12 protein-coding genes are annotated in these 10,864 nt (G+C 64.1%); 8 read left to right on the top strand and 4 right to left on the bottom strand.

Going from position 1 to position 10,864, the window contains the following annotated elements; all coding sequences use genetic code 11:
- The 3 genes from VFZ66_23450 to VFZ66_23440 form a co-directional block, all read left to right on the top strand.
- Window positions 1-232 (top strand): response regulator (locus VFZ66_23450; protein HEX6292164.1); only part of this gene is annotated, 232 nt, incomplete at its 5' end.
- Between the two features lie 129 nt (window positions 233-361).
- Window positions 362-1,453, top strand: a complete 1,092-nt coding sequence (locus VFZ66_23445; GenBank protein ID HEX6292163.1) for a response regulator — start codon at window positions 362-364, stop codon at window positions 1,451-1,453.
- A gap of 103 nt (window positions 1,454-1,556) precedes the next feature.
- Window positions 1,557-1,850, top strand: coding sequence for a hypothetical protein (locus VFZ66_23440; protein ID HEX6292162.1), 294 nt, complete (start codon window positions 1,557-1,559; stop codon window positions 1,848-1,850).
- 233 nt (window positions 1,851-2,083) lie between these two features.
- Here VFZ66_23440 and VFZ66_23435 read toward each other — a convergent pair whose 3' ends face one another.
- Window positions 2,084-2,455 carry a hypothetical protein gene (locus VFZ66_23435; GenBank protein ID HEX6292161.1) on the bottom strand — a complete coding sequence of 124 codons (372 nt, stop codon included), beginning with the start codon at window positions 2,453-2,455 and terminating at the stop codon, window positions 2,084-2,086.
- A gap of 459 nt (window positions 2,456-2,914) precedes the next feature.
- Here VFZ66_23435 and VFZ66_23430 point away from each other — a divergent pair, with 459 nt between their 5' ends.
- The 4 genes from VFZ66_23430 (at window position 2,915) to VFZ66_23415 (ending at window position 6,548) form a co-directional block, all read left to right on the top strand.
- Window positions 2,915-3,430, top strand: a complete 516-nt coding sequence (locus VFZ66_23430; GenBank protein HEX6292160.1) for an SRPBCC family protein — start codon at window positions 2,915-2,917, stop codon at window positions 3,428-3,430.
- A 15-nt stretch (window positions 3,431-3,445) separates the two neighbouring features.
- Entirely contained in the window at window positions 3,446-4,615 is a 1,170-nt protein-coding gene (locus VFZ66_23425) for a zinc-dependent alcohol dehydrogenase (GenBank protein ID HEX6292159.1), read from the top strand.
- Between the two features lie 46 nt (window positions 4,616-4,661).
- Window positions 4,662-5,714 carry an SDR family oxidoreductase gene (locus VFZ66_23420; protein HEX6292158.1) on the top strand — a complete coding sequence of 351 codons (1,053 nt, stop codon included), beginning with the start codon at window positions 4,662-4,664 and terminating at the stop codon, window positions 5,712-5,714.
- Window positions 5,715-6,170: 456 nt separating this feature from the next.
- Window positions 6,171-6,548 (top strand): hypothetical protein, encoded by a 378-nt coding sequence (locus tag VFZ66_23415; protein ID HEX6292157.1) that lies wholly within the window; start codon window positions 6,171-6,173, stop codon window positions 6,546-6,548.
- Between the two features lie 57 nt (window positions 6,549-6,605).
- Here VFZ66_23415 and VFZ66_23410 read toward each other — a convergent pair whose 3' ends face one another.
- Complete coding sequence (locus tag VFZ66_23410) at window positions 6,606-7,019, bottom strand: hypothetical protein (protein ID HEX6292156.1); 414 nt, start codon at window positions 7,017-7,019, stop codon at window positions 6,606-6,608.
- 125 nt (window positions 7,020-7,144) lie between these two features.
- Between VFZ66_23410 and VFZ66_23405 the strand changes: the two genes are divergently transcribed.
- A complete protein-coding gene (locus tag VFZ66_23405) occupies window positions 7,145-8,833 on the top strand; it encodes a RecQ family ATP-dependent DNA helicase (protein ID HEX6292155.1) in 1,689 nt (562 codons plus the stop codon).
- A gap of 115 nt (window positions 8,834-8,948) precedes the next feature.
- Here VFZ66_23405 and VFZ66_23400 read toward each other — a convergent pair whose 3' ends face one another.
- On the bottom strand, window positions 8,949-10,406 hold the full coding sequence (locus tag VFZ66_23400) for a PfkB family carbohydrate kinase (protein ID HEX6292154.1): 1,458 nt from the start codon (window positions 10,404-10,406) through the stop codon (window positions 8,949-8,951).
- 108 nt (window positions 10,407-10,514) lie between these two features.
- On the bottom strand, window positions 10,515-10,864 hold a 350-nt coding region (locus tag VFZ66_23395), incomplete at its 5' end, for a hypothetical protein (GenBank protein HEX6292153.1).

Genomic DNA, 10,864 nt, shown 5'->3' with positions numbered 1-10,864 from the left:
GCCATGCCCGGATCTGATCTTGCTCGATTTGCAGTTGTCCGACATGCGAGGCGAAGAGTTAATCGCTCGGCTCGATCACCCGGACTGTGCGCTGCCGCCGGTGATCGTGATCACGGCGAAGCGCCAGCAGGCGGCGGAGATGGCGGTCGATCAGATCGGCGCGGTCGCGCTGTTGCTCAAACCGTTTGAAATTCAGGAGCTATTGGATCAAATTGAGCTGGTGCTGACCTAATTAGATTTGTTCGCGAGAGTATTATATCCCGTATCACCCCACCCCAATGCTTTTTTTGTGCGCGAAACATAGCTCAGGCACAGCTATTGCTAGATAGTTGACACTTGATTGCCTCGTAAGGAGCAATTTATGATGACTGAGCATGCGCTAACACATATCTCTCCTCAAAGCACAACGATCCTCATTGTCGAAGATGACCCCGATATTCAACAGGTGCTCAACGAGCTGCTGTCGGCGTGCGGCTACAGTCTGCTGCTGGTGGAATCCGGCAAGGCCGCGCTTGACACGATCGAGCGTGAGCTGATCGATCTGGTGCTGCTGGACCTGATGCTGCCCGATATGGACGGCGCTGAGGTCTGTCGGCATATCCGTCAGACCTACGGCGTGAATATTCCGGTGGTGATGCTGACCGCCAGGGATCAGCCGCAGCATGTCATTGAGGGGCTGCGGATTGGGGCGGATGATTACGTGCCCAAGCCGTTCATGCCCGACGAGCTGCTGCTGCGGATTGAACGCCTGGTTCGGCGGCGGCAGGAGTTTCTGGCGATGGCCTCCGAGAATAGCACGCTGCGCGAAACGCTGCAACTGATGCAGCATCAGCTCCAGGCGGCGCAGGTGGAAACCTCGACAGAATCGCTACTGCGCGGCGAGCTGCTGCATAACGTAACGATCCATCTGCAATCGCTGGTGGGCATCGTCGAGGCGGAGCTGCGCAAGCTGCCGCCGGGCATCGAGCGCGAGGCCATGCTGCGGGTGCGCAGCCGCGTGCGCGGCGCGGCGCTGATCTACCAGATGTCGCAGGAGCTACAGAGCGAGCCGGTGGCGATCGGCCAGGTGATCAACACGATCGCGTCGGCGCTCAAAGCGATCTATCGGCCCTGGAAGCGGATCACGGTCGAGGTGGTCGACACGGCTGTCGATCTGCCGTCGTCGATCGCCGCGCCGATCGCGATGATGACCAACGAGCTGATGACGAACTGCTTCAAGCATGCGTTTCCCGAAAATCGCTTCGGCACCATCAGGATCGACTATGGCCTGTCGGACAAGAACTTCACGCTGGAGGTCGGTGACGACGGCGTCGGCATGGGCCACAACGCCTCCGCTAACGGCACCGGGCGCGCGACCGTCACGCAGCTTGTGCAGAGCTTGAATGGCGCGGTCAACTGGGCCAGCAGCTCGGCGGGAACGCAGGTCAAGATTCGCGTGCCGCTGCCAGCCTGATCGCCTGCCAGCCGTGGGCAAGCCTGGCATACGTTGTGCTATGGGGATCTTCCCCCAAAGCCGTGCCTGATCATGCATAGCTTTGGGCTGGAAGGAGCACAGTATGCGACAAGCGGCAGTGGTCGTCATCACGCTTGCAACGATCCTCGTATTCGGTCAGGTTCTTGTTTCCAATGTCGGGGTGCAGCCCGACGCTGTCAGGGCTGCGGCGCTCGCGGACGAGATATACGCTCCGTCGCTCCAGACGACCGCCACAGCAACCGCATCGCCGGGCGCGCTACCGGAGGCCGGCGCTGCTTCCAACGGCGGTCTGATCTTGCTCGGCGCGATCCTCCTGGTTGTGCTTGGCGTATCGTCGGTGATGCTACTCGCAAGCAGGCACGATCGTCGAACCTGAGGCGGGGGCATAACGAAGAACAATGAACAAACGAACAAGGGAACAAGGGAACAAAGACGTTGTGCATGGTGTGCTTGTGTTCCTTTGTTCTCTTGTTTCCTCGCTCGGCGGCGGTTTCCGAACGTTGAGCATGGCTTTCGCGGCGCGGTAGGAGCATTGCCTCCGCCGCGCTTCGCGTTGCCTCTGGTACACCAGCATGCCGGAGGCGCGCTGTTGAGGCGGCGCTTGGTGGGCTACTCCGCCTTAGTGGCTACCGCCCGGCGCGCGGGACGCTTGCGCTCCGATTTGCGCTTGAGGCCAAGCGATGCAACCGCGTCGGAGTCGGCTCCATACTGCGCGATGACCTGATCTTTCACGCCCAACATGGCATTGTGGAAGGCCCACTCGGCGCGAATCGTGGCGTTGCGGGCGGCACTGAGCGCGTTCTCGGCGTGGATCTCGGCGGCGCGAGCTTCTTCCATAGCGGTGTAGGCGGCTTTCAGCCGCTCGATGTTGTAGTCGGCGTTGGCGGGCGTGTAGTCTCCAAGGTTCTGAACGGCAGTAAAGGCGTCGCGGTCTTCCTGTAGAGCTATGGGGCGGATGCGGCGGTTTTGATCGAATGCCATAGATTCCTCACAATGCGGCGTACAGCAGAGAGCGGTACGAAGCATGCACACGCATGTACGAAGCATGCACACGCATGTACGAAGCATGTACGAAGCATGTACGAAGCATGTGCACGGCTGTGCAAAGCATACACATGGGTATGTCTTGCAGCCCGGCGCGTCCATATCGTGATGCTTCTCTGCTATGAGGGATTACGGCGAGTGTACACAGGAGCGCGATCGGCGTCCATAGGCCGTGAGTTTAGGCGCGGGGCGGTACTCGACCCTCACCACGTCCTGCGTATACCCGCCCTTTCCCGCTCGGCCTGCGGCATAGGCGCGGTGAGGACGGCCCCAACCCCTTTGTTCCCGTGTTCCTTTCCCCAGTGGTACATAACTTGCGACGATTCCCCTCCGGCGCGGGCAGGCTCCTGGCGCTCACCGGGAGCGCAGCGATTCACCGGGCGAAGGAGGAAGTCGATGAGCGAGGGGATCAATGTCAAGCAGCAGGTGACGATCGACAAGTCGCCTGAGGAGCTGTACCGCTTCTGGCGCAACTTCGAGAATCTGCCGCGCTTTATGCGCCATCTTGAGGCGGTGCAGACACAGAGCAACACGCGCTCGCACTGGGTTGCCAAAGCGCCGCTTGGGACGAGCGTCGAGTGGGATGCAGAGATTGTGGACGAGCGGCCCAACGAGATGATCGTGTGGCGCTCGCTGCCCGATGCCGACGTGGTAAACGCAGGAGCCGTCACCTTCCAGCGGGGGCCGACCGGACGCGGCACGGAGGTGCGCGTGCTGATCGAGTACGCGCCGCCTGCGGGCGTCGTCGGCGCGACGATCGCCAAGCTTTTCGGCGAGGAGCCAAACCAGCAGGTCAAGGAGGATCTCTGGCGCTTCAAGCAGCTCATGGAGGCGGGCGAGATCGCTACTAACGAGGGGCAGCCCTCAGGCACACGGTCGGTGATCGGCAAAGTCTTATCCCGAAACTCTTAGAAGGAGCAGCGCGCGATGAAAGCCTTATGCTGGCACGGCAAAAACGACGTGCGGATCGAAGACGTGCCCGATCCGAAGATCCTCAACCCGCGCGATGCGATCGTCAGGATAACATCCACGGCGATCTGCGGCTCCGATCTGCATCTCTACGACGGCTACATTCCGACGATGGAGGCGGGCGATATTCTCGGCCACGAATTTATGGGCGAGATCGTCGAGGTCGGGCCTGAGGTCAAAAAGCTCAAGGTCGGCGACCGCGTCGTCGTGCCCTTTCCGATCGCGTGCGGCCAGTGCTTCTACTGCAAGCGCGAGCTGTGGTCGCTGTGCGATAACTCGAATCCGAACGCCTGGATGGCCGAGAAGCTGTGGGGCTACTCGCCCTGCGGCATCTTTGGCTACTCGCATCTGGTGGGCGGCTACGCGGGCGGGCAGGCCGAGTATGCGCGCGTGCCCTTCGCCGATGTCGGCCCGATCAAAGTACCCGACGGCCTGACCGACGAGCAGGTCTTGTTCCTGTCGGACATCTTCCCGACGGGCTACATGGCGGCGGAGGTCTGCAACATTCAGCCGGGCGACATCGTGGCCGTGTGGGGCTGCGGCCCGGTCGGGCAGTTTACGATCGCCAGCGCGAAGCTGCTTGGCGCCGAGCGCGTGATCGCCATCGATCGCACTCCAGAGCGGCTGAAGATGGCGCAGGATCAGGGCGGCGTCGAGATCATCAACTTCGACGAGCAGGAGGTGCTCGATACGCTCAAGGAGCTGACCGGCGGACGCGGCCCCGACATCTGCATCGACGCGGTGGGCCTGGAGGCGCATGGTGCGAGCGCCGATGCGCTGATGGATCGGGTCAAGGCGGTAGCGCTTCAGGAGACTGATCGGCCTCACGCGCTGCGCGAGGTGATCATCGCCTGCCGCAAAGGCGGCACCGTCTCGATACCGGGCGTGTACGGCGGCTTTGCCGACAAGATCCCGCTGGGCGCGCTGATGAACAAAGGCTTGACGATCAAGACCGGCCAGACGCATGTCCACCGCTACCTGGGGCCGCTGCTTGAGCGCATCCAGCGCGGCGAGATCGATCCGTCGTTTGTGATCACGCATCACCTGCCGCTGGAAGAAGCGCCGCGCGGCTATGAGATCTTTAAGAAAAAAGAAGATAACTGTATCAAGGTGGTGCTGAAGCCATAGCCGCGCCGCAGCGATGATCGTCACAACCGATGCAATGGAGCGAGACATGATGAAAAGGACAGCGACAATCGCTTCGATGTTTGCCGCCGGAGTCGGCGCGGGGCTTGCGCTCCGGTCGCGGCGCAGCCGTGACGCGATCGATTTCAAAACCAAGTCCGTCGTGATCACCGGAGGCTCGCGCGGGCTGGGGCTGATCCTGGCGCGGCAGCTTGCGGCTGAGGGCGCGCGGCTGACGCTCCTGGCGCGCGATGAGGCGGAGCTGCAACGGGCCGAGCAGGATGTTGCCAGGCACGGCGGCACGGTCCAGGCCATCGCCTGCGACGTGCGCGACCAGCGCGATGTCGAGCGGGCGATCCGGCAGGTAATCGAGCGCTATGGTCGCGTGGACGTGCTGATCAATAACGCAGGCGTGATCCAGGTCGGGCCGGTGGAGCACATGGACGTTGACGACTTCGAGAATGCCATGGCGGTGCATATGTGGGGGCCGCTCTACACCATGCTGGCGGTCGCGCCGCACATGCGCAAGCAGCGCGGCGGGCGCATCGTCAATATCTCGTCGATCGGCGGGAAAGTCGCGGTGCCGCATCTGCTGCCCTACTCAGCAAGCAAGTTCGCGCTGGTGGGCTTGTCCGACGGCATGCGCGCCGAGCTGGCGAAAGACAACATTCGTGTCACCACGGTCTGTCCGGGTCTGATGCGCACCGGCTCGCCGCCGAACGTGTCGGTCAAAGGCCAGCATCGCAGCGAGTACGCCTGGTTCGCGATCTCGGACGCGCTGCCGCTAGTGTCGATCGACGCCGAGCGCGCGGCGCAACAGATTATCGAGGCGTGTCGGCACGGCGCTCCTGAGCTGACGATCACGCTTCAGGCGCGGCTGGCGGTGATCGCCAACCATCTCTTCCCAGGCCTCGTGGCGAACGTGATGGCGCTGACCAATCGGCTGCTGCCGGGTCCGACGAATGCCGAGGGCGACGAGGCCAGAACCGGCTGGGAAAGCCAGTCGGCGCTGGCACCCTCGCTGCTGACACGGCTTTCGGATCGAGCCACGGTGCGCAACAACGAGCTGGACGGACATTCGAGCATCGCCGCCAACCGATAGGAACAAAGGAACAAGGGAACAAGAGAACAAGGGAACCGGATGCCATGCGGGTGCCCATGCGGGTGCCCTTTGGGCATGGGCACCCGCATGGCACCCGGCGAACCAAGCACCGGGCACAGATTCTCCCCCTCTCCTATGCAATGGGAGAGGGCGGGCGCCCTCTGGGCCCGGGTGAGGGCCTGGGACGTAGAACTCAGAACAGGAGTGATGCAAGGGTTGTTCGATGTCGATTGGGCGCAGGTCTTCCTCCCCGGCAGGCCGACCCTTGAGATCGTCGTGCGCGGCTCGGTGATGTACCTGGGCATCGTCGTAGGGTGCCATGTCGTCCTGTCTCCTTGTGTTTGTGGCAAAATGTATGGTAGATCAAACTGCTCATGCTGCATAGCTCAAGCCGATTGATCGACCGATTGATAGCTACGCCGCTGACTTATGCTGCACACAACAGGTGGTACGACGATGACACAACGCACACAGACCGGCGCTCGGCTGCTGCTGGCGCTGATCCGCCTCGTGAACGGGACGATCGGACTTCTCGCGCCCAGGCTGATCCTGCGGCGCATGGGAGCGCAGGGCGCGGGCCATCCCGCCGCGCAGTACGCGCTGCGCCTGTTCGGCATTCGGACGATCTTGATCGCGATCGACCTGCTGCGACCGGCGGGCGGCGTGCGCGACCACGCGATTCGGGTCGCGCCGCTGATTCACGCCTCCGACACGCTGGCCGCGACGCTCGCCGCGCGCTCCGGCGTCTTGCCCAGGCGCACGGCCACCGGCATTGTCGCGATCTCCGGCGTCAACACGCTGCTGGCGCTGCTGATGCAGCCGAGACGACGGTAGCACACGCACACAAAAGCATGCGGCGGGGAGCGCCGCCGCGCTCCCCTGATCTGCTGGCTACGGCCCGCTCTGCTCAGATGGCGGACGCTGCCTGGGCTGCTCCTCGGTCAGGCTGCCGAAGCCGGTGCCCTCCGCCGCGTCGATCACGCCCGGATCGGTGTCGGCGCTCAGGCTGCCGAAGCCTGTCTCGCCGTAGCCGCCGGTGACGCCCGGATCGGTATCGCTGCCGAAGCCGCCGCTCTCGACCGGCTGGAGCGGCTGGCCGCTCGCCATGCGCGCCGCGCTGCCCAGCACATTCCACACGAATCCTTCGCTGACCTGATGCTGCTGCGCGATCTCGTATACGCTCTGGCCGTCCAGCGCGGCCCTGACGATCGTGCCCTCCTGGCTGGGAAGCTGCTCCGCCAGGCCCGGCTGCTGGTGCAGTTGCTTCAGCAGGCTCTCCATGCGATCGGTTGATCGTTGCGTCATGTCGCTCCTCCTTCGCTTGAGGCACTGCTGCGGCAACCTGTATGCCAAGGAACTCCGCGTGGCGCATCGGCTGACGGCACAGATGGTGCTTGAAGGCACGCATCCAGTCACAGAAAGGATGCTGCATGACCTCAACCAGGGCCGATCTGCGCGCTGTGCTGCGGGATCGATTTGAGCACGATACGTTCCGGCCAGGCCAGGAGCGCGCGATCCGCGACCTGCTGGATGGACGCGACGTGCTGGCGGTCTTTCCGACCGGCGCGGGCAAGTCGCTGGTCTATCAGCTGGCCGCGCACGTGCTGCCCGGCGCGACGATCGTGGTTTCGCCGCTGATCGCGCTGATGAAAGATCAGGTCGAGGCGTTGCAGGCGCTCGATCTGCCGGTCGGCGTGATCAACAGCACCCAGTCGGCGGGCCAGTCGGAGGCGGCGCTGCGCAGGCTTCAGCAGGGCGAGGCCAAGCTGCTCTACGTCACGCCCGAACGCTTCGACAACGCGCGCTTTATGGCCGCGCTGCGCGAGGTGCCGATCTCGCTCTTTGTGGTGGACGAGGCGCATTGCATTTCCGACTGGGGCCATAGCTTTCGACCGGCCTATCTGCTGCTGCCGCAGGCCATCGCCCAGCTCGGCAAGCCGACGCTGCTGGCGCTGACGGCGACGGCGACGCCCTGGATTCGTGAGGAGATTATCGCGCGGCTCAACATGCGCCAGCCCGCGATCGTCGTGCGCGGCACCGATCGGCCTAATCTTTTCTTCGAGGTGCGGCGCGTCGAGAAGGAAGAGGACGACCGGCGGGTGCTTGAGGATCTGCTGCTGGGCGAGCAGGCAGGCTACGGCGAGGATCTCGCGCCCAGGCTGTCGGATGCGATGCGTGGCAGCGGCATTATCTACACGTCCACCACCAAAGCCGCGCGCGACACGGCGACCTGGCTGCGCGACTGGGGCATTGCCGCAGACTACTATCACGGCCAGCGCAAGAAGGCCGATCGCGATCGGGTGCAGGAGGCGTTTATGCGCGGCGAGCTGCGCGTGATCGTCGCGACCAACGCCTTTGGCCTGGGCGTGGACAAGCCCGACGTGCGCTTTGTGATCCACCGCGATATTCCGAGCAGCATCGAGGCGTACTACCAGGAGGCGGGCCGCGCCGGTCGAGATGGCGCGTTCGCGCGCTGCACGATCATCTACCGGCCTGCCGACCTGGGCCGCGCCGCATTTCTGTCGGGCGGCGGGCAACTGACGCGCGATGAGGTGGTGCAGGCGCGCGCCGGGCTGCTGGCGCAGCCTGAGGCGACGCTCAAGGAGCTTGCGGCGGCGACCGGCCTCGGAAAGGGCGATCTGGCGCGGCTGATCGCGCTGCTCAAGCGGGAGCGGATCATCGCCGAGCGACACGGGCGGTTCCGCCTGCTGGTTTCCGACTTCGACCCGGAGCAGCTTTCGCTTGAGGAGGAGGAGCATCGCCTAGCGTACGAGCGCAGCCGCCAGGAGATGATGCGCGGCTACGCCGAGACTGGCGATTGTCGCCGCCGCCATCTGCTGAGCTACTTCGGAGAAGAGTATCAGGCCGAGCGCTGCATGCTGTGCGACAACGATCTGCGTCCGGCTGACGAGCAGCGGATCGTCGTCGGCGAAGAAAAGGTCGTCGAGTCGCGCTTTGCGGCGGGCGATGCCGTCAGCCACGAGGCGTGGGGCGAGGGCGTGGTTCAGCGCGTCGACGCCGATAGCCTCACGGTGCTGTTCGAGAGCGTCGGCTACAAGGTGCTGGCGACCGACGTGATTCAGGAGCGGGGGTTGCTTCAGGCCGCCGAAGACGAGTGAGCGCGGGGAGAACCAAGAACAAGGGAACAAGGGAACAAGGGAGAACCAAGAACCAAGAACCAAGAACTAAGTTCAAAGAACTCGAAACTCTGAACTTGGAACTTGGAACTTGAAACTAGCGATTCAGGATCTTGCTGCTGAAGTGCGGCACGCTGCTGCGATCCATCAGCGGCAGGATCACGATCTCGCCGCCGCACTCTTGAACCGCCTGGGCTTCGGGAATCTCCTCCAGCCGGTAGTCGCCGCCCTTGACGTGGATATCGGGGCGGATCGCGCGGATCGTATCGGCGGGCGTCGGCTCGTCGAATAAGATGACATGATCGACCAGCTCCAGCGCCGCGACGATCGCCAGCCGCTCGGCCTCCGGCAGCCGCGCGCCGTAGCCGCGCTGCGCGACCAGCCCCCGATCGCTGTTCACGCCGACGATCAGCACGTCGCCGAGCTGCCGCGCGGCGCGCAAGAAGGCCAGGTGTCCGCTGTTCAGGCCGTCGAAGACGCCGTTGGTAAAGATGATGCGCTTGCCCGCGCGCCGATACCGCGCCAGCGCCGTCTCAAGCCGGGCGGTGGGCGTGGGCAAGAAGCCCGACTGTGCCAACCGCTGCAAGAGCTCCTGGCTGGTGACGGTCGCTGTCCCCGGCTTGCCCACCACGACAGCGGCGGCCTCGGCGGCGATCTCGACGGCCAGGCGCACCACACCGCCCGACGCCAGCGCCAGCGCCAGCGTCGCGGTGAAGGTATCGCCCGCGCCCGACACATGCGGCTGTGCGACGGGCCGCGCCGCGATGCGATAGGTCGGCTGTCCGCGCTCGAAGAGCAGCGAGCCTTTCGGCCCCAGCGTCACCAGCGCCCAGGTCGCGCCGATGCTGTCAAGCAGGCGGCGGCCCAGATCCTCCAGGTCGGCGCTGCACAGCCGATCGGCATCGCGCACGTTCCAGCCGACCGCGCGCTGCGCCTCAAGGTGGTTCGGCGTGATCACGCTGGCAGTCATGCCGCGATACAGCGGCAGATTCTTCGAGTCGACCAGCACCAGGCGGCTGTGCTGCTCTTTCAAGCGTCCGATCTCAGCGATTACGCGCTCACTGAGCACGCCGTAGCAATAGTCGGCGACGATCACCGCGCTGCATGCGGCAAAGCCCGCGCGCAGCCGCGCGATCAGCGCATCCTCGACCGTCGGCGAGAGCGGCTGCGGCAATCCCTCGTCGAAGCGCACAACATACTGTCCATCCGCCAGAATCCGCAGCTTGGTCAGCGTGGCGCGCTCAGGATCGACGATCAGATCGGCCTCGATCGCGCGCGACTCAAGCTCGGATCGAAGCGCGGCTCCGGCCTCGTCGTCGCCCACCACCGAGAGGCAGCAGGCCCGACCTCCAAGCGCCGCGATGTTGGCGGCGGCGTTGGTGGCGCCGCCGGGGTAGCGCTGCTTCGATGTGGCCGCCACGACAGGCACGGGTCCTTCCGGGCTGATGCGCTCGGCCCGACCATTGTAGTAACAGTCGAGCATCGCCTCGCCGATCACCAGCACGCGCTGCTTGCGAAAGCGCGCGACAAGCTCAACTGCGTCAGTGATGGGCACGGTACACCTCGGAGAACAACGAACAACGAGCAAAAAACAGACAGAGAGCCAAGAATCCGCAGCTTTGAACTTTGAACTTCCTGACCCCCGACCCCTGGAATCAGCCCATCACGACCCGGCTACGCGCTCGTTCAATAGCTCGGTGGCGTTCTGGATCTTATCTATAAAGTCGTCGGCAAGCTCCGATGCCTGCTCGCTGGTCGATGGGCGGGTTTCGGTTGTGGCTGTCACTAGCAGCTCGAACAGGCCGATGCCCACCAGCGCGCCTTTTACGGTGCGATCTTCGTCGGGAAAAAGCAGCGGAGCCATGCAGAAAAGCCCGCCGTTCAGCGCGTCGAGCGTGAGATGGCTTTTGAACGGCAGCCACTTGAAGAGGCCAAGCTCATAGCGCGTAAGGGCGCTGTAGGCCAGCGTGCCCAGCGCCATACCGGTCATCCACTGGGTCACGCCCGCGCTCC

This window comes from Herpetosiphonaceae bacterium (assembly GCA_036374795.1).
In the GTDB taxonomy this organism is placed as follows: Bacteria; Chloroflexota; Chloroflexia; order Chloroflexales; family Kallotenuaceae; genus LB3-1.
Note: the sequence above shows the minus strand (reverse complement) of the source record. Positions and strands in the feature narration are given on the sequence as shown.

Coding starts and splice junctions, on each gene's coding strand:
- VFZ66_23420 (HEX6292158.1), top strand. CDS start 4,662: ATGATGAAAAGGACAGCGACAATCGCTTCGATGTTTGCCGCCGGAGTC.
- VFZ66_23440 (HEX6292162.1), top strand. CDS start 1,557: ATGCGACAAGCGGCAGTGGTCGTCATCACGCTTGCAACGATCCTCGTA.
- VFZ66_23435 (HEX6292161.1), bottom strand. CDS start 2,455: ATGGCATTCGATCAAAACCGCCGCATCCGCCCCATAGCTCTACAGGAA.
- VFZ66_23445 (HEX6292163.1), top strand. CDS start 362: ATGATGACTGAGCATGCGCTAACACATATCTCTCCTCAAAGCACAACG.
- VFZ66_23430 (HEX6292160.1), top strand. CDS start 2,915: ATGAGCGAGGGGATCAATGTCAAGCAGCAGGTGACGATCGACAAGTCG.
- VFZ66_23405 (HEX6292155.1), top strand. CDS start 7,145: ATGACCTCAACCAGGGCCGATCTGCGCGCTGTGCTGCGGGATCGATTT.
- VFZ66_23425 (HEX6292159.1), top strand. CDS start 3,446: ATGAAAGCCTTATGCTGGCACGGCAAAAACGACGTGCGGATCGAAGAC.
- VFZ66_23410 (HEX6292156.1), bottom strand. CDS start 7,019: ATGACGCAACGATCAACCGATCGCATGGAGAGCCTGCTGAAGCAACTG.
- VFZ66_23415 (HEX6292157.1), top strand. CDS start 6,171: ATGACACAACGCACACAGACCGGCGCTCGGCTGCTGCTGGCGCTGATC.